The organism is Natronococcus sp. A-GB7 (assembly GCF_029688865.1).
Taxonomy (GTDB): domain Archaea; phylum Halobacteriota; class Halobacteria; order Halobacteriales; family Natrialbaceae; genus Natronococcus.
This window is the reverse complement of sequence record NZ_JARUKV010000023.1, coordinates 58,496-85,013: the sequence shown is the minus strand read 5'-3', so window position 1 is coordinate 85,013 and position 26,518 is coordinate 58,496. Positions and strand designations below refer to the sequence as shown.

Here is a 26,518-nt window from a genome sequence, read left to right as displayed (position 1 = left end):
CTTCACTCAAGCGTACAGGGACCAGAACGTCGCTCCTCTGCGCGACTCGATCCGGGGCTCGCTCGTCTGAAAGCGTCGGGGCGGTACTGGTCTTCGACCGCCACTACAATTGCTCAGTCGCTCACGCTCCTTTCAGCCATCCGATGCACCAACAAAAATTTCGATGTCTTCGACTGCGACTGCATTCGCTGCTTGATGGGTTGATTCGTCTGACGTCGCCGTCAAGACCGGATTGTTGATTCAGATCTCCGGAGGAGTGGGCGACAGTAGGAGCAGGCTCAGTGAGACCCTCTCCGAGCCCGATTGAAAATACAGCTGCGATATCAGCACTATTGAAATCACGAAATTGTGCGACCGAGAGAGGGATCGGCTACCCGTCGTAGGAAGTGAGCGTCAGCTCGTGCAGGATTTCACCTGTTTCGTCAAAATCAGCACTGTACAGAATCATCGCATGCTCAGTCGAGACACAGTATTCGAAATCCAACTCATCGATAATTCGTCGCTCAACAACCAGACAATCAAGCCCCGCATGACTGTCGGTGTCCGTCACTTCATAGTTGAGCCCGCCCGTTTCTTCCCACGTATCTCCGACTGAAAGTGTGGATAAATCAACGTTTGCGAAATCATTGATCGGGTACCACAAATCGCCAAACCGAGCGCTTGTGAGCTCGTCGATATCGAGATCCTCGTTGAGCGGGCGGCCATCAGAAAAGCCGTCCGGAATAATTGGCGTAACCGTAATCGTCTCTTCTTCTAGGAAGTCCGACCCTAAGTCACTCGTAACATCAACGGTTGCCTCGTCGCCATCTATTTCCTGAACTTCCCAGACAAACTGCTCAATACCTAGGTCCGCGACCTCGAACTCGTATCGACCAGTATGGGGCGTATCGGCAAGCGTCAAGTCTGCCACGGAACCGTTTCCACTGTCATCGCCATCGTCTTCGGTCCCGGTATCGTCGCCGCTTCCATCGTTATCATCACCGGTTTCGGTATCATCGATATCGTCGCCGCTATCATCGTTATGGTCGTCGGTTTCGGTATCGTCGCCGTCTCCAAGACATCCCGCAATGCCAATCGCGGTGGCCGATCCACAGAGTGTAAGCACCTGACGCCGTGTCGATTGCTTCATGAATGAAATATTGACTAAGAGTACATATAAAGATATGTTTTTAGATAGTAAAATTAGAATAAATTTAGGAAACGATCTTCGAAATCGTTTGCCGAGTTTTCACTAATTCCAACTAAGGACTATTTCAGTTTGAAGCAGCCAGTCAATGAGAGGAGCGAACTGCGGTCGATTCTCTGCAGATCCCTCTTGCAAGATTCGCACCCCGAGTGGGCATTGACCGGCATCTGCCAACTGATGTGAGAGTGGTATTGTCAGGGTTCTTTGAGCAACGAGCGGGCCCGCTGTACGTAGCTGTTCGCGTCCCAGCTGCGGGCGTCACTGATCTTGTCGAGGAGTGTCCGGGCTTCGGCACCGGACAGCTGCTCGGTTTGGACAAGGACCGAGAGCATAGTCGGCGTCGTCACAAGCCGGGTATCAGCGAGCGACGCGTGGATCAGGCCGAGTTGGTTAAACTCATCACAGAGAAATAGTGTGGCATCAAGTTCGTTCGAGAGGGTGACAGCAGCGTTCTCACCGTCATCGAGCGGAAACTCGGCGTCGAGGTCGACCGACCGTATCTCGAGCATCTCATCTCGCTCGAGCACGGCGGTTGCGGCACGACCGTGGGCATCATCATATGAGGCGACCTCTCGGAGTTCCTCGATGACCGCTGTTGGGACCACAACCTCGTACTGGGTCAGACAAATTGAGAGTGGATCGGGATCGTTACTGACGACGATCCCGAGACTAATGAGGCCAGATGAGTCTGCGACAAGCCGCGACATCTACGCGTCGGCAACCTCGTCGATGAAGTCCTCGTCTAGCTGCTGTTTTAACACCCGGAGATTCGCCGCCTCTTCGGCGCCGACGAGTGCTTTGAGTTGCTCGAACGAAATCTCGCCGTCGTAGTAGGCGGCTGCGATCTCTTGGGTGAGCGCATCGTCGTGAGCGGCCTCCTGGAGGTACTCCCGGAGCGCAGTTACGAGGATGTCCGTCCGGTCTTCTCCGAGGACGTCCGCGAGTGCATCAGTTCGGTCGATGAGTCGGTGTGGCGCCCGAAACTGAACGCGCTTCTTGTCGCTACTCATGATGTGTACGTTGTGAGCCAGCATATTTAGCCCTTTTCGTGTGTACAATGTGAGCCTAACCAGGATCGTGTTTGATTTCTCGCCAGACGGTCGTCAGATACACGATGTGCTTCGAGGTCGCGAGTTCACGCTCGAGTTCACTCAGAGGTGGAGTCGTGAAATAGTAGATTTTTGATAGTATGTCATAGACTCGAGCGTCTCGTAGCGCTCACGCGCGTCCTCGAAACTCAAAAACTGCAGCGAGCTATGCGAAACGGGCTCGAGCACTGTCTCGAACGTCGGCCGCGTCATCTCCTTCCGAACTGCATTGGAGCCCGACTCCGCCGCGACAATATACATATCTACAGCAAAGTTCGGCACTCGCGTCACGAAATCAGTCATCCGCAAGATCCCGCTGTAGATACTCGTTGTACTCTCGACCTCGAACATCGCAACGATCGCGTCCCCCTCGAGCCAGATCACGTCGACATAGCGGATGATATTGGTCACGGCATCACTGAACCCTGGCAACACTAACTCCTCGAGACAGTCCTCACCCAACCGCTCACCTTGGTACGTCCGATTCTTGTCGTTGATAGCAACATGAACGTCGTACCCGTGCTGCTGGCCTAACTGCACGAGATACCACTGAATCTCCGTATGCACCCGCCCGTCATCGGCGTCGCTCGCTTGTTCAGTCTCAGTCTCCGGCTCAGAAGGACCCGCAACTGACTCCTCAGACCGGAGATCCTGAAATGTCTCCTCGACAGAGTTGTATTCCGTCAGTAGCGAGTTGATCGCCTGCTCAGAGACACGCATGAACTCTCGAGGATGCCAACCTTCACCGTAGCCAAGAAGATTACCGAGCTCAGCTGCTGACACCGGCGAAGCAACCGTGTGCTCGAATCTCTCCACCGCAAATCTATGAGTGTCTCTGCTGATCCCTATGAATTAGGAGATTGACGCCGATCCGGCTATATTCGATAGCTACTGGAAAGACAAATGAAAGGTTGTGAGCTACTAAGAGAGGGAGTCAACGACTTCCGTACCTGCCCCGGAGAGTGAGCAGACCTGTTGTCGTGCATCTCGAAACGAGACCTGTGTTTCGATCGCGTCTATTTCTTGTAGTTGTGTAATTGCATACCGTACTGTTCGACTCGGTAATAGTGATTCCTAGCTGAGTTCTGTACCGTTCCGCAGTGTGTCCTACGTACACTAATCGAGATACGGCATATTTATCACTAACACTCTTTGAAATATATCTAAAGCAGAATGGTATATTGGGAACTTCTGTCAAACATGCGGCCATTTCGATTCGATACAGCGGCAGCTGTTGCTGGAATAATCGCTGCGTTATTGTTGTTTCCACTTCGTTTTGTAACCTCACAGGTTTATATCAACACAATACCAATCGTTGTTGGGTTCGGTTGTATTCTGTATTTGCTTGCTGTCCATCAAGATGAAGGCGAACGGACGCTGCCGACGCTATCGACGCCTGCAACAATGTTGCTTCCCAGTATTACTACGGTCGGGATGGCCACGATGGTTTTCGTAACTGTCTTGCAGGGGATACGAACACCACTCTTCTTTGCTATCTCGAGTATCGTTGGAACGTTACTGTTCGGTCAGATCCTGTTTACGAGCGACCGGGACTTTCACCGTGGACTAATTCTATTCCAACTCGTCATCTTTGCTTTCGTCTTCCGATTTACTGCGCTGTACGCGACACCGGGCTATATTGGAATCGACGTCTGGACCCACATGACTGAACTCACCCAGGCGATCCATACCGAACAGTCAGTAGGGGCAATTGAGTATGACAAGCACTTTGGCTCGCCGTTCTTCCATCTGTTCGTCGTGGGATCCTCGCTTGTGTACAGCGTGCCACTACGGATCGGACTCTATTTCTCGGTGGGAATTGCGATGCCACTCTCGATTCTGATTGTGTACGCTGCAGCGAATTTGCTTGTCCCAACGCGATGGGCAACCTTTGCTGCAGCACTATTTTCGGTCGCGAACTATACCGTCATGTGGGGCATTCATTTGATCCCGACGAGCATGGGGCTTGTATTTTATTTGGCAATCGTCTATGCGCTAATTCGCGTGATGCGAATCGACCATACTGATCAGGACTTTGCTCTTTTGATGGTTCTCTCGATCGCGGTCGTCCTTACACATCAAGTTTCAACGTTTATCGTGCTGGTTCTGCTTGGTGCCGCCTTCCTTGCACAAGTTGTTTTCATGGTTGATCCACCTGAGCTCGCACGGTTCGATCTGAACTCATTTCGGACGAAAGAGCCAGTCAATCTAATTGGATTGCTCGTGTTCAACTTTGGACTAGCAATATTCGTCTGGTCGCTCACGCCATACCGAGAGAGTTCTTTCTTAGCGACTGTTCTCCGCTGGTTTGGCGTAACGTTATCTGAAAGTGCAGGATTTCTTGAGCTTGCCTCGCCGGGTGCCTCAAGTGGAGGAGAAACTACTGTTCCAGAGACCGAAACAACGTTACTTGACCAAATCGTCCCGTACGTCAATGAGATTGGCTTTCTAGTACTATTTGGGCTTACTCTTGTCGGTGGTCTATACGTTGTTCATCGTCGCCGGGCCGAACAGTCGGTATTTACCCTAATGCTCGGTGCAGGTGTCATGCTCTTTTTTGTTCTTGGACTTCCGATGTTTGGAATACGTAACTTTGTCCCGACCCGATGGTTTGCGTTCCTCTATGCGCTAATGGCGATTCTTGGTGCAATCGGACTTCGAACACTCAGTCTCAATCTCTCTCCAAAACCAGTCGTTGCTGTCCTTGTGATTGTCGTGTTGTTGTACCCAGGTGGGATGATGCTTGCGGCCGAGAGCAATCCAGATAACCCCGTCTTTTCGGATCAACATGAGCGGCTAGCATACGATCAGTCTGAACTCGCGGCAGTAGATACAATTAGTGTAATGACTGGGTCGCCAACTGGTGGAGAGATTCGTCCTGATCAGGCGCTTTATACTGATCATCCATATCAGACACTAGTAGAGCGAACAGGCGCGTATCCACCGACAACGACAATAGAACTCCCGGAAAATGAATCAGCATCACACGATTACACGCTCTATCGAACAACTCAAAACGAGGAGGCTACCTTCTTTGATACCGAAACTGGAGTTGGATATCTCGAAAATCCCGCTCAAGAGCGCATCTGCCGGCCAACACAGGGAATAGTATACGACAATGGAGATGTCGTATTTTGCACCCCGTCTATTGGACAAAGATGAGTTGATGAGTTGCCGGCATTTCTAACGGAGTTAGGACGCCTGTTTGAAAAGCCGCTTGTTGTATCCCCGTCTTGTTTTGTTATGAGCTTACTACATGCTCGGTTCACTCTCTTAAAATTCTAATTTATTTGCTCTCTTGATTTTCTTCCCACCGATGAGAAGACAAAAGAGATCGGTGAAAACAGCGAGCGGTAGTATAGCCAGTATGGTGAGATACGTAATTCCAAGCAAGAGATTCTCCCAGTTGCTTTGGGATGAAAGCTCACTGGATGTGAGAGAGTACTGGATAGCGTTAATCAATTTCGACGTCTCTTCGAATATGACCCCCTCTCTGCTCATTGTCGTCTCTTACCACAGCAATTCATACTATCCTCTTATAAACATACTAGTTTTAGTCACCTACATACAGATTTCGGCTAAGAGTGGTCAGAGTAGATTCCATTTTTTGGACGAAGGAGAATCCAATATAGATGTCTAGTAACTATTTCCAAAAGGCCTTATTGCTCGCTGAGGACCTAACTATAGTATCCATTAGAACTTTCCGCCCGAGGAACGCTGAGTGGTCTAATGGACCATCTTGACGAAATCTCTGTCGAGGCACTCCAGGATGCTCTCGACAATGTCGAGGGAAACAAGCCGACACAACGGTTGTTAGCAGCAATTGCGTACAAAAACGGCATCACACAGACCGAACTTGCCGAGTGGCACGACACCGGTCGAAGAACAATCTACAGCTGGCTCAAGCGACTCGACACTGACGAGTCGCTTGAGCAGGCTGTGACTGATGCTCATCGATCTGGGAGAAAACGAAAGCTCTCAGAAAAAGACAACAAGAGTTCGAAGAAGCTGTCCACGAATCACCTGAAGAAGTTGGGGTTGACGCGCCGGCGTGGACGCCGGCGCTCGTCCAGCAGTATCTTGACGAGACATACGATGTCGAGTACTCAATCCCGAGCTGCCGGCGGTTGCTCAAAGAAGCGGGATTGAGCTATCAAAAGCCACGCCGCACAGCCGCTGAAGCTGATGCTGACGAGCAAGAAACGTTTCGTGAAGAACTCAAAAAAGCGGCGGGAGATGGACGCCACAGTAGTCTGTATCGATCAAACCAAGAAATCCGTGCAAGTTGAGCCGCGTGCCGCGTGGTTTCCGCGCGGCACGCGGCCGGCCGTCGAATTGTCCGGGCAACGCGACTGGACGTGTCTCTTGGGCGCGATCACCGAGGACGGTGATCGCTTTTTCTCTCGATTCGAAGAGTACGTAACCGCTGACCACGCGAAACATTTCATTCTCGAATTATGTAAAGAGCTCGAAGATGATTTGATCGTTGTGTTAGATGGAGCACCGTACTTTCAGGCGTCGGCCGTCACGGCCTTGGCGGCCCGTGACGACCTCGCCTTCGTCACGTTACCGGCGTACACTCCCGAACTAAACCCGGTCGAAGAGTGCTGGAGACAACTCCAAGAAGCTCTCAGCAACCGATTCTTTGAGTCACTTGCTGAACTTACAACAGCGATCGACACCGCCCTCGACCAACTCTCGATCCCAAAAATGAGTAACTATTTCTAATTTCTACTATAGCTCAACTACTGGATGCCCATGAGTTCAATTTGTTCTTGATACCGATTTCGAATTGTAACTTCTGTTACCTGGGCAACACCTGCAATTTCACGCTGTGTTTTCTTTTCATTACACAGTAGCGAAGCAGCATAGATTGCAGCGGCAGCATATCCAGTTGGGGATTTTCCGGAGAGGAGACCCTGTTCTGCAGTTGTATCAATAATTTCCCTGGCTTTTGATTGCACCTCTTCACTCAAATCAAGAGCAGAGCAAAATCGAGGCACGTACTCCTTTGGGTCAACTGGTTTCATTTCGAGAGAGAGTTCCTGGGAGATATAGCGGTATGTTCGACCGATTTCCTTTCTTTCAACGCGTGAAACACCAGCTACCTCTTCTAAGCTGCGTGGAATTCCCTCTTGCCGACAGGCAGCATACAGACAGCTTGTCGCAACACCCTCGATGGAACGTCCACGGATGAGATCTTCGCTCAGCGCACGTCGATAGATTACGCTCGCGACTTCACGAACTGACCGAGGTACACCCAGTGCAGAGGCCATTCGGTCGATCTCACTGAGTGCGAACTGGAGATTGCGTTCGCCAGCGTCTTTTGTTCGAATTCGTTCTTGCCATTTCCGCAGGCGATTGATCTGGTTTCGCTTTTTTGACGAAATTGAGCGACCATAGGCATCCTTATTTTTCCAATCGATCTGTGTTGTGAGGCCCTTATCGTGCATCGTCTTAGTAGTCGGAGCCCCAACACGAGACTTGTTTTGCCGTTCTGAATGGTTGAAAGCCCGCCATTCTGGTCCACGGTCGATATTGGTGGTTTCAACGATCAATCCACACTCCTCACAAATGAGTTCACCTTGGTCTTCACTGGTCGTCAGAGCGCCCGAGCCACATTCATCGCATGTTTGTTTGTTTGTAGCCTCTTCAGTCCGCGTAGATTCGTCGCTCTGTTGATCCGACTTTGGACTACGCTGGCGCGTGTGGCGCTCCATGAGGATAATTCCATATCTATAGAGGGATAAATCCCCGTCTGTTCGATAGATCTATAGCCAGATCTACTTCCCTATTTCAAATTTAGAGGCTAGATAGATGGGCTCTTGTTGATTAATACACACGGTAGTGGATCAGAGATAGAACGAGGTTCAGCTGCTACGGAGTTGCACGAGAAAGCGACTGCTGCTTGAGCGGTGGACCTAACTGGAGGGTCCGCTTGGTCCCAAGAGAGTCTCTTGCGGTGAGTGCAGCAACAATCCGCAGCCATAAGCCAACCGTTGAATGCTCGAATAAGCAAGGCGAGTGCCTCGGGGTTGTACGGAAGACAAAGTCTTCCGCAATGACGAGAGATCAAACCCGAACCACTTGACCCCGATGGCGGTTCACTGAGGGGCAGGGAAAGCGCCTGCCGCTCGAGCGATGGTCCTATTCGAACGGCCCGGTTGTCTTCGGTAAATTCTGTCGCTGCGAGTACAGCTGCTAATCGCATCCATGGGCCGACCATCGGATGCTCGAGTAATCGTGATGGATCCACAGCGCATTCCCAAGCGGGTCGTCGGGGTCGTCGTAGCGATTGAGTGGAAGAATCGTTCCGAGAAGTGAATCGGCTGCATCGAGGTGTGCCTGGTTCTCCTCAAGGATGGTCGGAACAACAGGGTCGTGGCGTTCGGTGGCCGTCTGAAACGACAACACCAGCCGATACCCGTTCTGGCCGATACGGATGAAAGCGAGTATGTTGAATCGACTACAGTAGTTCCGAATCGTCCGTACCGAGATATCTGCTTCATAGGATCACTAGCCGAGGCTTGATTTCGATGGATTCACCGATCGTTACGTCGAGATGTGAACCTAACGTGATCACTCCATTTAGAGCGTTCCTTCGCCCTCGAACGTCGGTTCAGCGAAGCAGATTCTCGATGTTTCGATACCGAATATCCGCCCACGCATTGAGCTCGAGATCAAACTGTTCGAACAGGGCAAAGTGTGGAATCTGGTGACCGGGAAAGAGATAGTCGGTTCCGAAGAGGAGTTGATCGTGGTGCGACTCGAGGAAAGCCTGTCCGTACGCTTCGTCACGGGTGAGCGCGTTCCATCCCCCAAGCGTAGAGATGTCACCGTAGATGTTGTCGTACTCCGCGAGCAAGTCCCAGACACGGCCGGGAGCTTCGATCGGTCCCTCCGGGATCCGCCCGAGATCCTGCGGCCCGACGTCCGCAGACATATGCGACCACCACCCGTGGGCGTGTGCGACGAAATCGGCCTTGGGATACGACGCCAGTACGTCCTCGAGTCGCGGGAGGCCGACCTCGTCCTGCATCATCTGCCGATCGGTGTGAAAGAGGATCGGCAACTCGTAGGTCGCACAGCGCTCATATAGCGGTTCGAGGCGATCGTCGTCGATATCCATCTCAATTTTGAGCTCGCCGAATCCACGAGCACCGCGGTCGATATAGTGTTCGAGGCGGTCGGCGGCAGCGTCCGTTCCGTCACTGTCTCGCGGATCGACCGTGCAGAAGGGAACGAGCCGATCGGGATACGAATCGACCTCGTCGAGCACCCACCCGCTCGGCGCCTGAACCGGATACGCTTCGGGAGCATCGAACGCGAGGACAATGGCTCGATCAACACTGTTGGTATCCATCCACTCGACGAGCTGCTCGGCGAAGAGAGGGTCACGACCTCGAGCTTCCGTCGGGATAACGTGCGTATGTGCGTCGAACAGCGGGAGGTCGTCGATGGTTTCCGGCTCGTCTTCCTCCGGTTCGTTTTCGTTAGTCTCCGTTTCGTCTTCGTCGCTCTCTGTGCCAGTCTCGGCGACCTCCGTGTCGTCGGACGTTTCGTCGGTTGGCTCCGAGGTTTCGGAGTTTGATGTTGATCCGTCGGAACCGGTAGATGTGCACCCAGCAGTGGCCGTAGAGAGCCCGACGCCTGTTATCGCGAGATATCGCCGGCGCGTCGTGGGCAATTCTGAGTATAGTGAGTCGCCAGCATCTGATCCAGCCGACTCGGAGTTAGAGGATGAATTGCCGGAGAATGGGGACGAACGAGTCATAACCTGTAGCTCTACAGAGCAGCGTATATTATTAACGCGTGTAGCAGGCGCTTAATTTACGTGCGTTCAGGTGGTCAAACCTCATCACGGAATACAGCGCTGTTATCGTCTGTCTTTTATGCGATACTGCGATCGTAAGCCTACGCTTACGGAAGGTTTGCCTAGCTCTGAGGGCACATGAACGGGTTGGTTCTTGGATTACATATGGGAATTCGGCCGCGATGAGACCGTACTCTCGAGCGATCGCTCGAGTTTCGGGCAGAGTCCAGGTGGACGTCGCCTCCGTGAACGACCAGAGAGTCAATGAGCATCCCCAATGGGTCGTCGGCATCGACGGTCGGCGAGAGTGCCGTCTGTCGCTTCTCTTCTCGAGCCTCGAACAGATGGCGGCAGCAAGCGAACGCACCGTATTCAGCTGTTCAAACAGAGGTGAAATAGGCCATCCCATAGATTCAAGCACTCAGGTCTCTGTCTCTAAGACACGCTACTCTTGATGAATATTCCCGATCAATTTCTTTGCATGTTCTCTGGACAGGTTGAAGAGCGAGATGGATCATATGTCATTGAGGTCCCCGCGCACGAACTCCAGCTCGGTGATGTAAACGAAAACAGTGTGTATCGAGTTGCTATGCTGTCTCGGTCCACGAACCCCAAAGAGGAGACAGACCAAGAACTAGAACGGGAGCATAGTTCGCTAGAACCTCCTGTCGGAGAAGGAGAGACCCGAACCGTAGATATCGAGAGTATAGGTGAGCAAGGTGATGGAATCAGCCGTGTGGAGCGGGGATACATCGTGATCGTCCCGGACACAGAGAAAGGAGAACGAGTACGGATAGAAATCAACCAAGTGCAAGAAAACGTCGCGTTTGCAGACGTAGTAGAACGGCTAGACTACTATGAGTGATTTTGAACCGTCATACCGCGACGATGCTAGACCGAAGTCTACTGCAATAGCTGGACTTCAGTTGGTTAACTACACGCGGTAGTAGATCGGAGAGAGAACGAGACACAGTTTTGCTACGGAGTTGTGTGAGAAAGCAATTGCTGCTCGAGCGGAGGCCCCATCTGAACGGCCTGATTGTCCTCGATGGATTTTGCCGCTGTGAGTGTAGCTGCTAGTTGCATCCATGGGTCGACCGCCGGACACTCGAGTAGCCGTTTCGGATCTAGTGGCCAAAACAGCGCACTCCCAAGTAGATCGTCGGGATCGCCGTAGCGATCTGGTGTGAGAACCGTCCCGAGCAATGCATCGGCTGCGTCGAGGAGCGTCTGGTTCTCCTCGAGGACAGCCGGAACAACAGGGTCGTGACGGTCGGTAGCGCTTGAAACGACAACGCCAGTCGGTGCCCGCTCTGGTCGACACGGATGAGACCGAATGTCCAGAGTCGGTCGCGATAGTTCCGGATCGTCCGTGTCGAGACATTTGCTCGGTTAGCGAGTTCACACTGTGAGAGACGACTCCCAACGGTGAGTAGTGTCTGAACGATCCGACCAACTGTCGGCGGCAGATCGGAGAGTAACTGCTCTGACTCGAGCGTTCCCAGCGCATAGCGGAGTTCATCTGGCCGAAGTTCTCGTCTCTCGTTTTTTCGAGTCGGTCGGAGGTTCTTGGCCTACAGGATCCGCGTCGCAGTCGATGCGTAGGCGGTCCGGTCGACCGTCGAAAGGGAAACGTGGACCGCGAATTCGGGAGCGTCCTCAGCGAGGAGACATTGTCACGTCGGCGTCAAAGCTCGTCTAACTTCCATGCAACTACTGAAGTGGCCACTCAAACCGTTGTTAGCAGCAGTCGCTCCCAGCGTCGCAGACAGCGCCGTACTCGAGACCGATTTCGGCACTGATCGTTTCATTACACTCGATCAACAGCGACTCGAACTCGGCCGCTGTCGCTTCCGACTGCGCCATATCGAGGTCCTCACCGAGCGCTTCGGCGGCGGCCAAAACTTCTTCGTCGGAAGAGCTCAACAGCACCCACCTCCGAGTGACTGCGCGAACTCCTGCCTGATTTGTTCACTGATCACGTCGTTCGTCTGCTCAAGGAGAACGACGAGCTCCTCTTGCGCTGTCCGATGCTGTTGGATCGTCTCGTTGTCCGAGATCTCAGTCTGTAGTTCCTGAAGTTCGCTCATGACCGACGAGTCGAACTTCTCTCCTTGCAACTGCTGTTGTTTTTGTTGGTACGCTTCGAGCAGTGACTGCGCATCATCATCCGCTTCGAGTTGCTCACTTGCGTCTACGAACTGCTGATAGGTCTCTGAGTCGCAAAGCGTCTCGATGAAAGCCTGAAGCGACTCTTCGACGGCTTCCCCCTCAGATACAGCTTCGCTCACGACGGCGTCACCTCCTGTTCCGTCTCCTTGGTGACATCGTCTAGCCCAGTGATCTCCTCACCGAACGCGCGCAGTTCGTTCAATCCGACCGGTTCGTCCTGGCGCAGCGGGGCAAGCATCATCGGCACGTCGAATCGATCGCTGATCTTGCCAAGGTACTCTTGCTGCTGTGCGCGGCGATTCTCGAAGAAAGCATTGTCGCCGTATTCTTCGGGGAGTAGGTAGTTCGCGACCACCAGCGAGGTTTCGATCCCGACCTGATCTTCGAGATCCGCGGCGGCCCGATAGGCCTCCATCATCGGGGTGTACTCGGGGTACATCACGAACGCGAAGGTGCTTCGTTCGGGGTCTTTCATCGTCTCGATGACCTCGTCGTACTGGTCGCCTTTCGCGGGTGCAGCGCCCTTTGTCAGCGAACCAAGATCCATGAACCCCTTCCAGTCGGAGGGGAGTTCGAGCAGTCGCAGTGTGTGCCCCGTGGGAGCGGTGTCGAAGACGACGACATCGTACCCGTCCTCGTCGAAGTAGCTCACGAACTTCTCGAGAGCGGCCATTTCTTCGGCACACGGCGATTCTAGCTCTTCTTTGACGTTCGCGATCGCTGCATCCACGTCGATCTGGGTGTCCTCCTTGTCCTCGTACATCTCGGTGACGTGGTCGAGGACCTGCGTACGGTACTCCTCAAGTGATTTTTCTTGGTCGATCCGCGCCGCGTCGAGGTTCTCCTGGCCGACAGAGGTCGGCTCGTGGCCGACCGGCTCGCCGAAGATGTCCTCGAGGTGAGCGGCCGGGTCGGTTGTGACGACGAGCGTTTCGTGGCCCGCTTCGGCGAGCTTCGTCGCTGTCGTTGAGGCGATCGTACTCTTGCCGACGCCGCCCTTCCCGGTGAAGAAGAGATACCGCGTCTCGTCGCCCGGTTGAAGTTGATCGGCGACCGCTGCAGTGTCAGCCATCGAATCAAAGTCGATCGCCGCCTCGGAGCCGACATCGGTCGCCGTTCCGACGTCGACGGTCGCCTCATTACCACCGTAGAGGACGCTACCGACATCTGCAAGTAGATCGAGTCCGGCGATCTCGCCAGGCTGGAGTGGGTACGTTGCCATCGCGTCGGCGTCGAACTTCATCCGTGCGCGCTCGATAACTGCCTGCTCGTCTGCGCGTTTTCCCTCGAAGAACGGATCTTCACACACTGACTCAGGGAGGTAACCGTTGATGATCAGCAGTTGGGATTCGATTCCGAGCTCGCCGAGATCGTTCGCGCTGCGTTCGATCTCGTCGAGCGAAGAATCCTCGGGCTTGCCGACGAACGAGAATGAGGTTCGTTCGTCGTCTTGGAGCGTGTCGATGGCACGCTCGTAGTCCTGTTTGCGCTCCTCCATCGAGGCTGCCGGTCCGATACAGGTTGAGCCGCCCTTCTCCAGTTCGGCGTTCCAGTCGGAGGGTAGCTCCATCAGGCGGATGGTGTGTCCCGTGGGGGCGGTGTCGAAGACGACGACGTCGTACTCCGGGCTATCCATGAAGTCGACGAAGTTATCGAAGGCAGCGATCTCCTCGACGCAGGGACTGTTAAGCTGCTCTTCAACCGTCTCGATCTGGTCCTCGCCGAGCAGTTCGCGCATCGGTTCGATCGTCTCCTGACGGTACTCCTCGGCTGCGGTGTCCGGATCGATCTCGATTGCCGAGAGGTTCTCGATGTCGTCGATCGCGGTGACCTCGTGGCCGATCTCCTGGCCGAAGATGTCCGAGAGATTCGGCGCAGGGTCGGTCGTCACCAACAGCGTCTCGTAGTCGTTGTTAGCGAGCCAGGTTGCCGTTGCGCAACTCACGGTGCTCTTGCCGACGCCGCCTTTGCCGCTGAAGAAGACGAACTCGGTCTCGTCACTTGTCGGCTCGATGACTGCTCGCGCGTCGGTGGGCGTTGTGCTCATGCGTTAGGCCTCCTGTGTCGGAGTGGTCGTTTCGAGTGCTGTTGCGAGTTCGTCGTACGAGAGGTACTCGGACTTGGCGACGATCTCGTCGTCGACGACGGTGATCGGCAGGATCGAGGGGCCGTGTTCCTCGACCAGATCGTAGATGCGCTGTGTCTCGAGGAACTGGTCGATGTTGTGCTGCATGTTCGCCCGCGAGACGTTGACGTCCTCGAATTCCGCTTCGAGTTGGTCGAGAACGGCGCTGATTTCAACAAGTTCCTCGTCGGGATCAGGACCGCAGACGCCCGTGGAGCAACACATCGCCTCTTCATACAGGGTGAGTTCAGTCATTGATTGGAATGGACCGCTTGCTCAATTGTTTGGTCGACAATGCGGCTACCATCGATCATAAGTCGGACTGATTTTTCTCGCATTCGATTAAGCAGTTGTTCAATCGATGTATAAGTTCTTCGATTCAGTACAGACGTAGTTCAACGGATGTTTGAGTTTTGGGTGGCCTTAGGGTACATAATACGCCGAGGCCGAGTGTTGATGCTACGAATTCGTCCAAACCCATCTTACAAAATCATAAAGTGGCTGGGTATGTTTAGCTCGCAAGCCACTCCATAATGCTTAATCCACTATCTGCTCAATCGATGTGTATGCCATCGACTGAGCGGCTACAGCGATATCTTGCCGATGAACGAGGTGGGTGTGGTGACGAGGAGGTATGCCAACGCCTGGCGGAACTTGAAGAGATCGACGCGGCGGCAGGCGGGCCTGCACTGGACGAGGACGTTGGATTGTTATCAGCACTCGCGAACGAAACCCGGTACAAGATCGTTCGTATCCTCCACGTCGCTGGCGAGGAACTCTGTGTCTGTGAATTTGCTCCACTACTCGACGTCAGCGATAGCGCAATCAGTCATGCTCTGTCTCAACTCACTGATGCCGGACTCGTCACTCGTCGAAAAGACGGGAAGTGGCGGAAATATCGGGCGACAGCGCGTGCCAAAGCCCTCCTTGTCGCTCTCGATGGATCGCGGAAGTTATGACCAGTAGGGGGGAGCGATTGGCAGGGCTTTCGAAAACCTAGTCCTCGTCGGCCCGTCGGAATCTGTTTTCGATCCAGCTGTCGGTATTCAGTGTCGTTCTCGGCGTTTGACACGGCACCTATTTGGGACTATCCGAGCAAACCATAGCGCAGGCGTAATCGACATCAGCTGCTCGGACGACCAGTTACCTGAGCGCTCGTTCGTCCCGATCCCCTCGAGAAGTGGTCAAGACTGCTAGTACGTGTTGATCAGTCAGGTGTCATGCGTTGGTTTCCGGGCCTCGATAGTGGCAGAGACGAGATAGTCACCGAGGTCGCGGTCTGCGTCCCAATCGCTGATGAATTCGGTGCTTTGGTCCTTGGGCGCTATTTCAATTGCTTCGAAGCCGGCACTGTCGAGCATCGTCTCAAGAGCGTCGACGGTTGAGGCACCGGCGACGCAGCCAGTCAGCGAATCCGGATCCATCTTGACATCGTCGGGGAACGGCGCGGTTTGGACGACGTCTGAGATAGCGACGCGGCCGCCGGGCTTGAGAACACGGTAGGTGTCGTCGAGTACACGTTGTTTTTCGGGAGCGAGGTTGACGACGCAGTTCGAGATGACGACATCAACGGTCGAGTCTGCAACGGGAAGGTGGCTGATCTCGCCGAGGCGAAACTCGACGTTGCCGGCGTCGTTCTTCGCAACGTTCTCCCTCGCTTTCGAGACCATCTCCGGTGTCATGTCGACACCGATGACGTCGCCGTCCGGGCCGACCTCCTGTGCAGCGAGGAAGCAGTCGAAGCCGGCGCCGGAACCAAGGTCGAGCACTGTCTCGCCCGGTGCCATCTCGGCAAACACTTTCGGGTTGCCACACCCGAGGCCGAGGTCTGCACCGTCAGCGACCGACGCAATGTCGTCGGGGTCGTAGCCAAGACGTTCGCTCCCCGTCACGTCTGCGGTGCTGTCACAGCATTCACTGCCTTCGGTGACATCGATGCCGACATCGCCACAACAGTCCTGGCCGTCCGAAGCGATAGTCCCGTATCGTTCGCGCACTATCTCACGGATCTCTTCGGGGTCGCGGTCACCCGTCACCGTATCAGTATCGTTACTCATGGGTATCTCGCAGGTTATCAAGTGTTTCCAGGAGAGCTGCAGTTGTGTCAGTCAGCTCGTAGTACCGCCAAGATCCTTCCTTGCGGCGTGTGACTAATCCTGCGGTGTACAAGCGAGAAAGCGCTTGGCTGACAGCACTCTGACTGACACCGACTGCAGCTTCAAGATCACAGACGCAGACACCGTCATCAGCATTCGCGATTCGGCGAAGCAGCTCGTATCGCGTGTCGTTCCCCATGGCGGTCAGTATTTGGAGGTCTGTCGCTATCGCGTCTGGGTCGACGTCTCCGGGCGGTGCACAGCAGGGGTTGGCCTTTTTTGTGGTTCCGTCCGCGATCACATCCTCACTCATATCAGCACTAGCTTATACAAGCAACTACTAATATATTGTGTTCGACGGGGCCACTCACAACTTTTGGTTCCGTCACCTGCTTAATGAGAGAGTGGTATTGTCAGGGTTCTTTGAGCAACGAGCGGGCCCGCTGTACGTAGCTGTTCGCGTCCCAGCTGCGGGCGTCACTGATTTTGTCGAGGAGTATCCGGGCCTCGGCACCTGACAGCTGCTCGGTTTGGACAAGAACCGAGAGCATGGTTGGCGTCGTTACAAGCCGGGTATCAGCGAGCGACGCGTGGATCAAGCCGAGTTGGTTAAATTCATCACAGAGAAATAGTGCGGCAGCAAGTTCGTTCGAGAGGGTGACAGCAGCGTTCTCACCGTCATCGAGCGGAAACTCGGCGTCGAGGTCGACCGACCGTATCTCGAGCATCTCATCTCGCTCGAGCACAGCGGTTGCGACATGACCGTGGGCATCATCATATGAGGCGACCTCTCGGAGTTCCTCGATGACCGCTGTTGGGACCACAACCTCGTACTGGGTCAAATAAATTGAGAGTGGATCGGGATCGTCGTCAGCAGCGATTCCGAGACTAATGAGGCCAGACGAGTCTGCGACAAGCCGCGACATCTATGCGTCGGCAACCTCGTCGATGAAGTCCTCGTCCAGCTGCTGTTTTAACACCCGGAGATTCGCCGCCTCTTCGGCGCCGACGAGTGCTTTGAGTTGCTCGAACGAAATCTCGCCGTCGTAGTAGGCGGCTGCAATCTCTTGGGTGAGCGCATCGTCGTGAGCGGCCTCCTGAAGGTACTCCCGGAGCGCAGTCACGAGGATGTCCGTCCGGTCTTCTCCGAGGACGTCCGCGAGTGCATCAGTTCGATCAATGAGTCGGTGTGGCGCCCGAAACTAAACGCGCTTCTTGTCGCTACTCATGATGTGTACGTTGTGAGCCAGCATAATTAGCCCTTTTCGTGTGTACAACATGAGCCTGACTGAGGCCGTGTTGTGATTTCTTGCCCGACGGCCACCAGATACACAATGCGATTCGGGGTCGCGAACTCACCTAGGGATGGAGTCGTGAAATGGTAACCTTTCCATAGATTCGAGTTGCTTGAATCGGTACGTGCAGATGCACACGTACCTTTTTCTCGTCGGGTTCGCTCGCGTTGCTCGCTCACCACTCCTCCAAAAATCTACGCTAAAAAGCCGCTCGCTCCCGTTGGTCGCTCGCGGGTGCTGTGCTTGATGGCCGACCGCAGCGGTATCAGCTTCGCCTGTACAGAGCAGATTGATACCAATCACAAGATTCTACTTAACCAACACCGGGTACAATAGAAGGTCTCCGTTGGTTAACTGAATGTGGTGGAAGTTCGAAGATAGAACAATTATCCAGATGCTACGGAGTCGCGCGAGAAAGTGGCTGCTGCTCGAGCGGTGGCCCTATCTGAATGACCCGGTTATCGTCGGTGGATTCTACCGCTGTGAGTGCAGCGGCTAGCCGCACCCATGGACCGACTGTCGCATGCTCGAGTAATCGCGATGGATTCGGTGGCCAGAACAGTACACTCCCAAGCGGATCGTCAGGGTCACCGTAACTATCTGGTGGGAGAATCGTCTCGAGAAGGACGCCAGCTGCGTCGAGGAGCGTCTGGCTCTCCTCGAGTACAAGACGATACCCCTTTTCGTCGACACGGATGAGATCGAGCGCCTCGAGACGATCGCGGTAGTTTCGGATCGTCCGTGTCGAGACGTCCGCTCGGTCAGCAAGCCCACTCTGTGAGAGATGGCTTTCAGCTGTGAGAAGAGTGTGAACGATTCGACCAACCGTCGATGGGAGATCAGAGAGCAACTGCTCAGGCTCGAGCGTTCCCAGCGCATAGCGGAGCTCGTCCGGCCGGAGTTCTCGTCTCTCGTCTTCGCCGGCGAGTTGCTGCAAGGCTCGAGCAGCGGCGTACGGCGAGCCGGTCAGTGCGTGGAGCAACGAGACTGTCTCTCGAGTCGGTCGGAGGTTCTTCGACTGGAGAATTCGTGCCGCAGTCGTCGCGTAGGCAGCCCGGTCGACCGTTGAAAGGGAAACACGGACTGCGAACTCGGGAGCGTCCTCAGCGAGCGCTGCTGGCGTCTCGAGCGAGTGTTCGGGTTTCGGGCGGAGTCGATGGACGTCTTCACCGCGAACGACCAGGGAGCCAATGAGCGTCCCCAGTGGGTCGTCGGCGTCGACAGTCGGTGAGAGCGCACTCTGTCGCTTCTCTTCGCGAGCTTCGAACAGCTGGCGGTAGCAGGCGAACGCACCGTATTTCGACTGAATTGCCGTCGCAATGCCGATTGAGGTCGTGGGCTTGTCCAGCGAATTCGTGTCGAGTTCGGACTCACTCGGAGTTGGCGAGTGGCTCGCTGCTCACTCTCAATATACAACCGATCCCAACCGTTATTACCTAATACACGAATCATGAATTGTATGTCGAAAGCAGCAGGGGATCCAGAGCGTGCAATTAACGGATTCATGTCAGTTGCACAGTTGCTCGAAGAGCCGCGGCTGGCCCGTCTGTATACGTATCTTCTCCAGACTGGGGACGCTACCATCGACGAGATCGTTGCTGACCTCGAGATTCCACGAACGACGGTCTACTCGGACACCGGAACGCTTGTCGACCTTGGTGTTCTTGAGCGTGACGAATCGCAGAAAACCCATACCTATACTGCAGTTCCAGTTTTGCTGACCGCAAATCTGGATGGTGCTGAGTATACCATTACCCCGACACTCATCGAAGCCGTTGGACGCTCCTCGCGAGATCAGGATCTTGCTCTCGTAATCGAGAAACATGGGCTCGGAAAACTTGCTGCCGCACTGACGTACGCGATTCCGTACGTCGATGGCGGAATGAGCGAGCGTGTCGCTGCCCGCGAGTTAGGAGTCCAGCCAGCATTTGGAATCGCCATCCTACAGGCGCTCCGTGATGTGGTTCTCGACATGCAGGAGGTTGATCCGCATTTCGAGCACTTGCGCAACGCCCGTGAGCATCCACCGGCTGAGAGCCACCCTGAGTGAGTTCGATGAATCGAGATGACGACTACTCATCGGACTCCGTAGCATGGGTTGCTGATTCTGGCTTCTTGATCGCATGTGGTCGCCAACAGAATCCCAAGTACAGTGCTCTCGAGCGGTTCGCCCGGCGGCACGAGATCACTTTCGTGATTCCTGAACGCGTCTACGAGGAACTTGGTGGTGCTCCTGATCGTAGTACTCCCGGTCAGACACCAATCAACAGCGCGCTCGAGGCAGGGTGGATGAGAGTGGCGGACCCACTCGACTACACTGAGACGACTGTCTCTGCCGTCATGGATCGTGTACGTGGCTACATTGCGCGGGCATCGAATCGACCAGAGGATCAGATCGAGAAGGCTGATACTGCGCTCGCCGGGGTTTCAGTACACCTTCTCACTCAGACTGACGTGGATTTTCTGTACCTCGTGACGACGGACACTGACGCTGGACGTGGTGTTGTTGCTGCGCTCGATGCACAGGGGTTCGAGGGTCAGGTAGAGTATCGAAACGGATTCGAATTCATCGACGAGATCGCATGACGTGTTTTTTGAGTGAGTGTGATTGCCTCTTCTTGGGTTAGAGTACTCTTCGAGAAGAGTCCGCGTTACCTGCAGATGCAAACCTAACGCCGGCTTTTCTATCAGCTAATAGAGGTATTGAGGGAGCCGTGCTGAATCCACAGTGCATATCGGCTACCTTATATTTGCCGTGACGAATGAGTTGAGCACGATTCTCAGTGGTGCCAATTAGGCACGAGTACGCCAGAACTGCCTCCGGCGGACGACTGAACGGCAGACGCATCCCGTGATGAGAGCTCGACGGAGAACGCACGGACCTCTAGGAGAATACAAACGAGTCTCGAGAGTGAGAACGGATGGCTCTCGAGACGGAATGCCCACGGACCGCTGTCGGCGGTCGTCCGCATCAATCGCGCCACCGACGGCTACGCATCGGCGGGGCAGAAGCAGTACGCGAGGTGGTGTCGGGTCACGGAACGCTCGTTACCGAACGTCCGAACTCGAGGCCCTCGAGAGCAGATATATGGCTCCGGCACCGAACACGGACCCGAGACCGACGAGAACAGCGACGGCGGGGACGATCGTGTCGAGCGCGCCGCCGAACGCCGTCACCTCGAGGACGGTCATCACGTCTTCGTCGAGCATAATCGCACGTGCGGCATCGACACCGTACGTGACGGGGTTGATTCGAGCGAACAGCTGAATCCAGTTCGGGAGCACCTCGAGGGGGAGAAAGGCACTCGAGAGGAACAACAGCGGGAACTGCAGGAGGTTCGCGCCGATGATCGTCGACTCCTGGTCTCGAGTCAGCACCGCGAGCATGTTCGAGAACGCGATAAACCAGAACGAAAAGAGGATTCCGACAGCCATGATCCCGACAGCACCGACGACGCCGGTCGTAATCTCCGCGCCGAGGAGCACACCGAGTCCGAGAATGATGGCTATCTGGAGGGCGATGCGGAACACCTCTGCGAGGGTCTTCCCGACGAACACGGCGGTTCGGTTCATCGGCGAGACGAGCACCTTCTCGAACATACCGTTCTCGATGTCGTTGACCAGCCCGATTCCCGAGGTGACTGCCGACGCGAGTGCGACCTGAATCGCGATCGCCGGGACGAGAAACGTCGTGTAGTCGATACCCGGAAGTCCCTGACTGACGGCGCCGCCGGCGACGTTGCCGAACACCTCCGTGAACAGTACGAGAAAAATAAACGGCTGTGCAAGCGAGACAACGAGGACGAACGGGTTCCGGACGGCTTTGAGGTTCCACCGCTTGAAGTTGACCCAGACGTCCCCGGCGAACGTGTTTGTGGATCTCGCCACCTCGCGGTCGGCGATCCCCGACTCGGTCGGCGTGCTCATGTGGACTCCTCCGTCGCGGCCGCACCACCGTCGGTGTCGACACGCTCGCCCGTAATCGCGAGGAACACGTCGTCCAGCGTCGGCGCGCGAACATTAAATCCGGTGACGATCAGCCCCGCGTCTCGCAGTGCAACGAGGAGGTCCGTTCCCGACTGACGAGCGGCTTGCGCGGTGACGCTGATTCCCGTCTCGGTCTCCTCGACGGTTGCGGTATCGAAGTCATCGAACTCACGTGCGATCGCTGCAGCGCGCGCCCGGGCCTCGGGCCCATCACCCATTTCGATATCGAGGACGTCGCCACCGACCTGCCGCTTGAGGTCGGCGGGGGATCCGTCGGCGACAATCTTGCCGTCGAGGATCACCGCCAGCCGCTCACAGAGCGTGTCGGCCTCCTCGAGATACTGCGTAGTGAGGAAGATCGTCGTCCCCTGCTCGTTGATCCGTTGGAAGTACTCCCAGAGCCGATTGCGCGCCGTCGGATCGAGACCGGTCGTCGGTTCGTCCAGGAAGACCAGCGGCGGGCGGTGGACGAGCGCAGTGGCGGCGTCGAGTCGCTTTTTCATCCCACCGGAGAACTCCTCCGAGCGCTTGTCGGCGACCGCTTCGAGGTCGACGAGATCGAGCAGTTCAGCGGTTCGCTCGTCGCGGTCGCCCCGCGGGACGCCGTAGGCTTCACACGCGAATCGAATGTTCTCCTCGGCCGTGAGTTCCGGATCGATGCTCGTCTCCTGGGCCATGTAGCCGATCGATTCCCGGATCTTTCGCGGCTCGGTTCGCACGTCGAAGCCGTTGACTCGGACCTCGCCGGCGGTCGGCGACAGCAGCGTCGCAAGCACCTTGATCACCGTCGTCTTGCCCGCGCCGTTGGGGCCGAGAAACCCGAAGAATTCGCCGTCGCCGACCGTCAGATCGACGCCGCTGACCGCTTCGGTTCCGTCGCCGTACGTGACCTCGAGACCTGAGATGTCGATCGAGGTCCCCTCGGCGAACCCAGTTCGACCTACATTCGAGTCCCGTGAGTGTGCACGGAGAGTTTCAGCATCCGCTACCGATTGTTCGTTCGACATACAGTGGATACGGGCCCGAGCAAGAAGTACGTCCGACTTCGAAACTCGGTGGTAGCTTCAGTAATTGAAGTATCGCCTATCGTGCTCGTAAAACTGCTCGGTCACCAATTGTGTAGTTTTTGATCGGTCGAGTGGACGCGGATAGTCAGTGATTGCTTTTTCCTGCAGGGTAGAACGATCTCAGAGCTCGTAGGACATCGCCCACCTGTGGAGGTGGCCAAACACCGGGAAGATCGCTCGAGCTTTGTCCGTCGGTTCGTACTCGACTCGTGGCGGAACCTCGTCGTAGGCCGTTCGGTCGAGCAGCCCGGCATCGGTCAGTTCTCGGAGTCGTGTCGAGAGCGTGTTCGCCGGTACCTCGAGTGCGGTCTCGAGGTCGGAGAACCGTAACGGCCCGCTCGCGAAGGCGAACTCGGAGAGCACCGCCATCGTGTGCGTCCGGCCGAGGAGATCGAGCAGGTCAGCGACCGTTCGTTCGACCCGCTCGCGTTCACTCGGCTCCAGCGATTGGCGGAGTCTGCGGGCTTCCTCAGGCGACCGTCCAGCGTCCAACCGAGTTACACGATCGTCGTCCATACCCAACTGGATGACCTCGAAGGCCAAGATCGTTTCCCGAGCAAATGGAGCTACGAGCTATTTCCCACCCGCTACTTCGAAGCTTCGAAGTTGGAAGTATATCTCTTTTGACGCCGTACGTCCGGGTATGAAAATCGCCGTTTTCGGTGCAACCGGCCGCACTGGTCGCCCGTTTTGCGAACAGGCGCTCGAGCGTGGTCACGAGCTCGTCGTCCACGCTCGCTCGCCGGATCGTATTCCGTTCGCTAGCGATCGAGTGACCGTCGTAGAGGGAGATGCCTACACAGGCGACGGCGTTTCCGAAGCTGTCGAGGGCGTCGACGCCGTCGTCAGTGTCCTCGGTCAGGGTGAGGGCTCTCCGGACGATCTGTTGACTGTCGCCGGCGACCACATCATCGACGCGATGGACTCGGCTGGCGTCTCACGATTCGTCACGCTCGTCGGTGCAGGCGTTCGCGAGGACGGAGAGTCCGTCTCGCTTGGCGGGAAGATGATGGGTGTTTTCCTGAAACTGCTCGCCAGAGACGTGCTCGAGGACGCCGAATCCCACGTCGAGTCCATCCGCGAGACGGACCTCGAGTGGACGGTCGTTCGTGCGCCGCGGCTGAGCGAGGACGACCCGATGGGAACGTACCGCGCCGGTGAGATCGATCTCGGATTCGACGCGATCGATCGTGGCGACGTCGCCCGGTTCATTCTCGATTGTCTTGAGGATAATCGGTACGTTCGAGAGATGCCGAAGGTGGGGCCCGCATGACCGCTGTCAACCGACACCGAGTCGTCCTCGTCATCGGCGGCGCAGTCGGTGTAAACCTCGTCATTCTCACACTCGCCCTCATGACTGTCGGTGCTGGCGGGTTCGACCCGTTCGCTGTGCCACCGGTTGCGATTGCCAGCGCTGTCGGTGCCATCGGGGGTGTCGTCGTCTACGAAGGCTTCAAGCGTGCATTTGGAGATGCAGCCGACCGTCGGTTCGTTATCGTGGCCCTTCTCGTGACGGCACTCTCGTTTCTCACGCTCCAGCAGGCAGCCACGTTCGAAGGCGCAACCACGGGACGGGTCGCGTTTCTCGGGGCGATGCACGTCGTCGCGGCAGCAGTCGTCATCGCTGTCCTCGTCGACTGGGAGGCGGTGTAATGTTGCTCGTAACAGGCGCGACCGGGACGGTCGGAAGCACAGTCTGCGCGGCGCTTGCCGATGACCCACTCGAGGTTCGTGCAGGGGTGCGATCCCCCGACCGCTTCGACGGACCCGCCGACGAGGTTGTCACGTTCGACTTTACCGACCCGTCGACCTATCGAGAGACCTTCGAAGGAGTCGATTCCATGTTTCTCGTTCGCCCGCCCGCCCTGTCTCGCGTTCGTCGCGACATCGCCCCGGCGCTGGCTGCCGCGGTTGGGGCCGGCGTCGATCACGTGGTCTTCCTCTCGGTCATCGGGGCAGACCGCAACCGTCTCGTCCCACACGCACGGATCGAATCGTGGCTCGAGTCGGCACCCCTCTCGACGACGTTCCTCCGGGCGTCGTTTTTCATGCAGAACCTCTCGACGACCCACCGCGAAGAGATCCGATCCGGCGAGCTGATCGTCCCGGCCGGTACCGGTCGGACGAGTTTCATCGATGCACGCGACGTCGCTGCGGTGGCTGCAGAGACTCTCCTCACGCGAACGACCGGCGAGTACGATCTAACTGGACCGGAGGCGCTGGGGTATCAGGATGTCTGTCGACAGCTCTCGGCAACCCTTGAGCACGAGGTGACGTACACGGCCCCGTCGCTCTGGCGATTTCTACTTCATTCGCTCCGAACCGATCGTGGACTCTCGAAGTCTCTCGTCATGGGTGGAATCTACACGACGGCTCGACTCGGACTTGCCGATCGGGTGACTGATGACGTCTCTCGACTGCTGGGACGTGAACCGACCGCTCTAGAAACGTTCATGGAGGACTACCGCGGCGTCTGGGAGTGAGTACGTACACGTATTTACTGTGCTGACCCTCTAGAGTCGACATACAGATAATAACAGGATAGGTGTATTTGTGGCGACTGGTGCTGCATAGAAGGCGCGTATATCGCACGGCCCACCCTAAATTTCTACTAGGGCAGATTGTGCACCATGCACCGAAAGAACACGTGTGGCACGCCTGTATAGGAACGTGAGACTACGCATAGGGTTCGACAACATTGCCAAGGCCCTCGGAGATCAAACGCGGCGGCAGATACTGTTGGAACTACTGGATCACAATCCAGTGGAGCAACCAGAGGTTGTGACGAAGAACGATACGCGAGAGAACGAGAAACGAGAGTTGGAGCTTCTTCACAATCATCTCCCGAAACTTGACGAGATGGATTACATCGTGTGGAACAGGGACAATCGAAATATCGTAAAGGGGCTAAACTGGAAAGAGATCGAACCGATAGTTCGATTGCTCAGCGACAATAGGGAACGTCTCCCTGCCGATACGTTCTGACGCTCTCAAAGATGACTGCGTGGTTTTATGATGACATATGCTCTGGATGTCACACGACCATTCTGCTAGCTGCTGGATAGCTTGAGGGGAGCGTGCGAGATACAGGGCGCGAATGTAGCAAACAAATAAAAGACGCTTTTGCCTTTTCGTCTCGGCAGTCCGCGCTGGAGTGTGACCGCAACGAGACCTGTGCTTACGGGGCGGTCGTGCTACGGAACGAGAAGGACAGGGAGATTGTGCGTTTTTAACATCCGTTCAGTCGTGTCGGTTTCGAACAGCTGTTCGAAAATCGATTTTTCTTCGTATCCGAGCACGACAAGGTCGATATCGCGGGATTCTACGATCTCTTCGATCGTATCACGAACCGCCGATTTGGAATTGGCTCCGGACTCCACCTGGTGGATTTCGGCCTCGACGGAGGCGGCCTGTCGCGCTCCCATGGATTCGACCTCGGAGGCAGCTATCTCGGCAGAAGGGTTCTCTCCACTGGTCACGTGGACGGCGATAATCTGGATTCGATCGTCGCTGCCGAACAGTCCGATTGCAGTCCTGACCGCCTGTTCGCCAACTGGCTGCACCGCGAAGGGAACCAATACTTCCATACGATCGGTTATACCGGAGCGGACAAATTGTTTGCTGTATACATCCCCTGAATGCTGCACGCCGTTTGTGACACTTGGAGTATGAGTTGAGCGAGGCGTGCA

30 protein-coding genes and 1 pseudogene are annotated in these 26,518 nt (G+C 55.7%); 12 read left to right on the top strand and 19 right to left on the bottom strand.

What is annotated here, in order from left to right:
* Window positions 1–370: 370 nt before the first annotated feature.
* From QA609_RS18635 to QA609_RS18620, 4 genes are all read right to left on the bottom strand, one after another.
* The gene (locus tag QA609_RS18635; RefSeq protein ID WP_278304119.1) at window positions 371–1,129 is read right to left on the bottom strand and encodes a hypothetical protein; all 759 of its coding nucleotides are present in this window, start codon (window positions 1,127–1,129) and stop codon (window positions 371–373) included.
* A 251-nt stretch (window positions 1,130–1,380) separates the two neighbouring features.
* Entirely contained in the window at window positions 1,381–1,893 is a 513-nt protein-coding gene (locus tag QA609_RS18630; RefSeq protein WP_278304118.1) for a hypothetical protein, read from the bottom strand.
* On the bottom strand, window positions 1,894–2,196 hold the full coding sequence (locus tag QA609_RS18625) for a hypothetical protein (protein WP_049888981.1): 303 nt from the start codon (window positions 2,194–2,196) through the stop codon (window positions 1,894–1,896). It abuts the gene before it with no gap.
* A gap of 141 nt (window positions 2,197–2,337) precedes the next feature.
* Window positions 2,338–3,090 (bottom strand): hypothetical protein, encoded by a 753-nt coding sequence (locus tag QA609_RS18620; protein WP_278304117.1) that lies wholly within the window; start codon window positions 3,088–3,090, stop codon window positions 2,338–2,340.
* A gap of 357 nt (window positions 3,091–3,447) precedes the next feature.
* Here QA609_RS18620 and QA609_RS18615 point away from each other — a divergent pair, with 357 nt between their 5' ends.
* The 4 genes and pseudogenes from QA609_RS18615 (at window position 3,448) to QA609_RS18600 (ending at window position 7,002) form a co-directional block, all read left to right on the top strand.
* Window positions 3,448–5,436, top strand: a complete 1,989-nt coding sequence (locus QA609_RS18615) for a hypothetical protein (RefSeq protein WP_278304116.1) — start codon at window positions 3,448–3,450, stop codon at window positions 5,434–5,436.
* Window positions 5,437–6,003: 567 nt separating this feature from the next.
* Window positions 6,004–6,249, top strand: a pseudogene (locus QA609_RS24695) (helix-turn-helix domain-containing protein); the annotation flags it as partial.
* Complete coding sequence (locus tag QA609_RS24690) at window positions 6,231–6,563, top strand: winged helix-turn-helix domain-containing protein (protein WP_343233812.1); 333 nt, start codon at window positions 6,231–6,233, stop codon at window positions 6,561–6,563. The pseudogene QA609_RS24695 and the gene QA609_RS24690, both read left to right, overlap by 19 nt.
* On the top strand, window positions 6,460–7,002 hold the full coding sequence (locus tag QA609_RS18600; protein WP_343233811.1) for an IS630 family transposase: 543 nt from the start codon (window positions 6,460–6,462) through the stop codon (window positions 7,000–7,002). Before QA609_RS24690 ends, QA609_RS18600 begins: the two co-directional genes overlap by 104 nt.
* Before the next feature lie 17 nt (window positions 7,003–7,019).
* On the opposite strand, the gene QA609_RS18595 is transcribed toward QA609_RS18600, so the two are convergent.
* Both QA609_RS18595 and QA609_RS18590 read right to left on the bottom strand, forming a co-directional pair.
* On the bottom strand, window positions 7,020–7,994 hold the full coding sequence (locus QA609_RS18595; protein ID WP_278304114.1) for a transcription initiation factor IIB: 975 nt from the start codon (window positions 7,992–7,994) through the stop codon (window positions 7,020–7,022).
* Between the two features lie 899 nt (window positions 7,995–8,893).
* A complete protein-coding gene (locus QA609_RS18590; protein WP_278304113.1) occupies window positions 8,894–10,048 on the bottom strand; it encodes an amidohydrolase family protein in 1,155 nt (384 codons plus the stop codon).
* A gap of 520 nt (window positions 10,049–10,568) precedes the next feature.
* Here QA609_RS18590 and QA609_RS18585 point away from each other — a divergent pair.
* Complete coding sequence (locus QA609_RS18585; protein ID WP_278304112.1) at window positions 10,569–10,952, top strand: TRAM domain-containing protein; 384 nt, start codon at window positions 10,569–10,571, stop codon at window positions 10,950–10,952.
* Window positions 10,953–11,827: 875 nt separating this feature from the next.
* On the opposite strand, the gene hcsS is transcribed toward QA609_RS18585, so the two are convergent.
* Genes hcsS through arsD form a run of 4 tightly spaced genes read right to left on the bottom strand, consistent with a single transcriptional unit; the run spans window position 11,828 to window position 14,639 of the window.
* Complete coding sequence (gene hcsS / locus QA609_RS18575; protein WP_278304111.1) at window positions 11,828–12,019, bottom strand: halo-CC-star protein HcsS; 192 nt, start codon at window positions 12,017–12,019, stop codon at window positions 11,828–11,830.
* Entirely contained in the window at window positions 12,010–12,378 is a 369-nt protein-coding gene (gene hcsL / locus QA609_RS18570; RefSeq protein ID WP_278304110.1) for a halo-CC-star protein HcsL, read from the bottom strand. The genes hcsS and hcsL overlap by 10 nt, the downstream gene beginning before the upstream one ends.
* Window positions 12,375–14,306: an arsenical pump-driving ATPase gene (gene arsA / locus QA609_RS18565; RefSeq protein ID WP_278304109.1), complete on the bottom strand. Its 1,932-nt coding sequence runs from the start codon at window positions 14,304–14,306 to the stop codon at window positions 12,375–12,377. The genes hcsL and arsA overlap by 4 nt, the downstream gene beginning before the upstream one ends.
* A 3-nt stretch (window positions 14,307–14,309) precedes the next feature.
* A complete protein-coding gene (gene arsD, locus QA609_RS18560; protein ID WP_278304108.1) occupies window positions 14,310–14,639 on the bottom strand; it encodes an arsenite efflux transporter metallochaperone ArsD in 330 nt (109 codons plus the stop codon).
* A gap of 311 nt (window positions 14,640–14,950) precedes the next feature.
* Here arsD and QA609_RS18555 point away from each other — a divergent pair, with 311 nt between their 5' ends.
* Window positions 14,951–15,343 carry a metalloregulator ArsR/SmtB family transcription factor gene (locus tag QA609_RS18555; protein ID WP_278304107.1) on the top strand — a complete coding sequence of 131 codons (393 nt, stop codon included), beginning with the start codon at window positions 14,951–14,953 and terminating at the stop codon, window positions 15,341–15,343.
* A 252-nt stretch (window positions 15,344–15,595) separates the two neighbouring features.
* Here the strand turns inward: QA609_RS18555 and QA609_RS18550 are convergent, their stop codons facing one another.
* The 5 genes from QA609_RS18550 to QA609_RS18530 all read right to left on the bottom strand — a co-directional run bounded on the left by QA609_RS18550 (window position 15,596) and on the right by QA609_RS18530 (window position 18,757).
* Window positions 15,596–16,441 (bottom strand): arsenite methyltransferase, encoded by an 846-nt coding sequence (locus QA609_RS18550; protein ID WP_278304106.1) that lies wholly within the window; start codon window positions 16,439–16,441, stop codon window positions 15,596–15,598.
* A complete protein-coding gene (locus QA609_RS18545) occupies window positions 16,434–16,793 on the bottom strand; it encodes a metalloregulator ArsR/SmtB family transcription factor (RefSeq protein WP_278304105.1) in 360 nt (119 codons plus the stop codon). The genes QA609_RS18550 and QA609_RS18545 overlap by 8 nt, the downstream gene beginning before the upstream one ends.
* 100 nt (window positions 16,794–16,893) lie before the next feature.
* Window positions 16,894–17,406: a hypothetical protein gene (locus tag QA609_RS18540; RefSeq protein ID WP_278304104.1), complete on the bottom strand. Its 513-nt coding sequence runs from the start codon at window positions 17,404–17,406 to the stop codon at window positions 16,894–16,896.
* On the bottom strand, window positions 17,407–17,661 hold the full coding sequence (locus tag QA609_RS18535; RefSeq protein WP_278304125.1) for a hypothetical protein: 255 nt from the start codon (window positions 17,659–17,661) through the stop codon (window positions 17,407–17,409).
* A 511-nt stretch (window positions 17,662–18,172) separates the two neighbouring features.
* Window positions 18,173–18,757, bottom strand: a complete 585-nt coding sequence (locus QA609_RS18530; RefSeq protein WP_278304103.1) for a helix-turn-helix domain-containing protein — start codon at window positions 18,755–18,757, stop codon at window positions 18,173–18,175.
* Between the two features lie 477 nt (window positions 18,758–19,234).
* Here QA609_RS18530 and QA609_RS18525 point away from each other — a divergent pair, with 477 nt between their 5' ends.
* Both QA609_RS18525 and QA609_RS18520 read left to right on the top strand, forming a co-directional pair.
* A complete protein-coding gene (locus QA609_RS18525) occupies window positions 19,235–19,825 on the top strand; it encodes a helix-turn-helix domain-containing protein (protein WP_278304102.1) in 591 nt (196 codons plus the stop codon).
* 5 nt (window positions 19,826–19,830) lie between these two features.
* Window positions 19,831–20,361: a hypothetical protein gene (locus QA609_RS18520; RefSeq protein ID WP_278304101.1), complete on the top strand. Its 531-nt coding sequence runs from the start codon at window positions 19,831–19,833 to the stop codon at window positions 20,359–20,361.
* A gap of 462 nt (window positions 20,362–20,823) precedes the next feature.
* Here QA609_RS18520 and QA609_RS18515 read toward each other — a convergent pair whose 3' ends face one another.
* The 3 genes from QA609_RS18515 to QA609_RS18505 all read right to left on the bottom strand — a co-directional run bounded on the left by QA609_RS18515 (window position 20,824) and on the right by QA609_RS18505 (window position 23,345).
* Complete coding sequence (locus QA609_RS18515) at window positions 20,824–21,702, bottom strand: ABC transporter permease (protein WP_278304100.1); 879 nt, start codon at window positions 21,700–21,702, stop codon at window positions 20,824–20,826.
* Complete coding sequence (locus QA609_RS18510; RefSeq protein WP_278304099.1) at window positions 21,699–22,769, bottom strand: ABC transporter ATP-binding protein; 1,071 nt, start codon at window positions 22,767–22,769, stop codon at window positions 21,699–21,701. The genes QA609_RS18515 and QA609_RS18510 overlap by 4 nt, the downstream gene beginning before the upstream one ends.
* Before the next feature lie 180 nt (window positions 22,770–22,949).
* On the bottom strand, window positions 22,950–23,345 hold the full coding sequence (locus QA609_RS18505) for a winged helix-turn-helix transcriptional regulator (RefSeq protein ID WP_278304098.1): 396 nt from the start codon (window positions 23,343–23,345) through the stop codon (window positions 22,950–22,952).
* 127 nt (window positions 23,346–23,472) lie between these two features.
* Between QA609_RS18505 and QA609_RS18500 the strand changes: the two genes are divergently transcribed.
* The 4 genes from QA609_RS18500 (at window position 23,473) to QA609_RS18485 (ending at window position 25,814) form a co-directional block, all read left to right on the top strand.
* The gene (locus tag QA609_RS18500) at window positions 23,473–24,102 is read left to right on the top strand and encodes an NAD(P)H-binding protein (protein WP_278304097.1); all 630 of its coding nucleotides are present in this window, start codon (window positions 23,473–23,475) and stop codon (window positions 24,100–24,102) included.
* Window positions 24,099–24,482 (top strand): DUF6069 family protein, encoded by a 384-nt coding sequence (locus QA609_RS18495; protein WP_278304096.1) that lies wholly within the window; start codon window positions 24,099–24,101, stop codon window positions 24,480–24,482. Before QA609_RS18500 ends, QA609_RS18495 begins: the two co-directional genes overlap by 4 nt.
* A complete protein-coding gene (locus QA609_RS18490; RefSeq protein WP_278304095.1) occupies window positions 24,482–25,312 on the top strand; it encodes an NmrA family NAD(P)-binding protein in 831 nt (276 codons plus the stop codon). The genes QA609_RS18495 and QA609_RS18490 overlap by 1 nt, the downstream gene beginning before the upstream one ends.
* Before the next feature lie 166 nt (window positions 25,313–25,478).
* Entirely contained in the window at window positions 25,479–25,814 is a 336-nt protein-coding gene (locus QA609_RS18485; protein ID WP_278304094.1) for a hypothetical protein, read from the top strand.
* A 209-nt stretch (window positions 25,815–26,023) separates the two neighbouring features.
* Here QA609_RS18485 and QA609_RS18480 read toward each other — a convergent pair whose 3' ends face one another.
* On the bottom strand, window positions 26,024–26,416 hold the full coding sequence (locus tag QA609_RS18480; RefSeq protein ID WP_278304093.1) for a universal stress protein: 393 nt from the start codon (window positions 26,414–26,416) through the stop codon (window positions 26,024–26,026).
* Window positions 26,417–26,518: the final 102 nt, after the last annotated feature.

Coding starts and splice junctions, on each gene's coding strand:
- QA609_RS18635 (WP_278304119.1), bottom strand. CDS start 1,129: ATGAAGCAATCGACACGGCGTCAGGTGCTTACACTCTGTGGATCGGCC.
- QA609_RS18630 (WP_278304118.1), bottom strand. CDS start 1,893: ATGTCGCGGCTTGTCGCAGACTCATCTGGCCTCATTAGTCTCGGGATC.
- QA609_RS18625 (WP_049888981.1), bottom strand. CDS start 2,196: ATGAGTAGCGACAAGAAGCGCGTTCAGTTTCGGGCGCCACACCGACTC.
- QA609_RS18615 (WP_278304116.1), top strand. CDS start 3,448: ATGGTATATTGGGAACTTCTGTCAAACATGCGGCCATTTCGATTCGAT.
- QA609_RS18600 (WP_343233811.1), top strand. CDS start 6,460: ATGCTGACGAGCAAGAAACGTTTCGTGAAGAACTCAAAAAAGCGGCGG.
- QA609_RS18595 (WP_278304114.1), bottom strand. CDS start 7,994: ATGGAGCGCCACACGCGCCAGCGTAGTCCAAAGTCGGATCAACAGAGC.
- QA609_RS18590 (WP_278304113.1), bottom strand. CDS start 10,048: ATGACTCGTTCGTCCCCATTCTCCGGCAATTCATCCTCTAACTCCGAG.
- QA609_RS18585 (WP_278304112.1), top strand. CDS start 10,569: ATGTTCTCTGGACAGGTTGAAGAGCGAGATGGATCATATGTCATTGAG.
- arsA (WP_278304109.1), bottom strand. CDS start 14,306: ATGAGCACAACGCCCACCGACGCGCGAGCAGTCATCGAGCCGACAAGT.
- arsD (WP_278304108.1), bottom strand. CDS start 14,639: ATGACTGAACTCACCCTGTATGAAGAGGCGATGTGTTGCTCCACGGGC.
- QA609_RS18555 (WP_278304107.1), top strand. CDS start 14,951: ATGCCATCGACTGAGCGGCTACAGCGATATCTTGCCGATGAACGAGGT.
- QA609_RS18550 (WP_278304106.1), bottom strand. CDS start 16,441: ATGAGTAACGATACTGATACGGTGACGGGTGACCGCGACCCCGAAGAG.
- QA609_RS18545 (WP_278304105.1), bottom strand. CDS start 16,793: ATGAGTGAGGATGTGATCGCGGACGGAACCACAAAAAAGGCCAACCCC.
- QA609_RS18540 (WP_278304104.1), bottom strand. CDS start 17,406: ATGTCGCGGCTTGTCGCAGACTCGTCTGGCCTCATTAGTCTCGGAATC.
- QA609_RS18525 (WP_278304102.1), top strand. CDS start 19,235: ATGTCGAAAGCAGCAGGGGATCCAGAGCGTGCAATTAACGGATTCATG.
- QA609_RS18520 (WP_278304101.1), top strand. CDS start 19,831: ATGAATCGAGATGACGACTACTCATCGGACTCCGTAGCATGGGTTGCT.
- QA609_RS18515 (WP_278304100.1), bottom strand. CDS start 21,702: ATGAGCACGCCGACCGAGTCGGGGATCGCCGACCGCGAGGTGGCGAGA.
- QA609_RS18510 (WP_278304099.1), bottom strand. CDS start 22,769: ATGTCGAACGAACAATCGGTAGCGGATGCTGAAACTCTCCGTGCACAC.
- QA609_RS18505 (WP_278304098.1), bottom strand. CDS start 23,345: ATGGACGACGATCGTGTAACTCGGTTGGACGCTGGACGGTCGCCTGAG.
- QA609_RS18500 (WP_278304097.1), top strand. CDS start 23,473: ATGAAAATCGCCGTTTTCGGTGCAACCGGCCGCACTGGTCGCCCGTTT.
- QA609_RS18495 (WP_278304096.1), top strand. CDS start 24,099: ATGACCGCTGTCAACCGACACCGAGTCGTCCTCGTCATCGGCGGCGCA.
- QA609_RS18490 (WP_278304095.1), top strand. CDS start 24,482: ATGTTGCTCGTAACAGGCGCGACCGGGACGGTCGGAAGCACAGTCTGC.
- QA609_RS18480 (WP_278304093.1), bottom strand. CDS start 26,416: ATGGAAGTATTGGTTCCCTTCGCGGTGCAGCCAGTTGGCGAACAGGCG.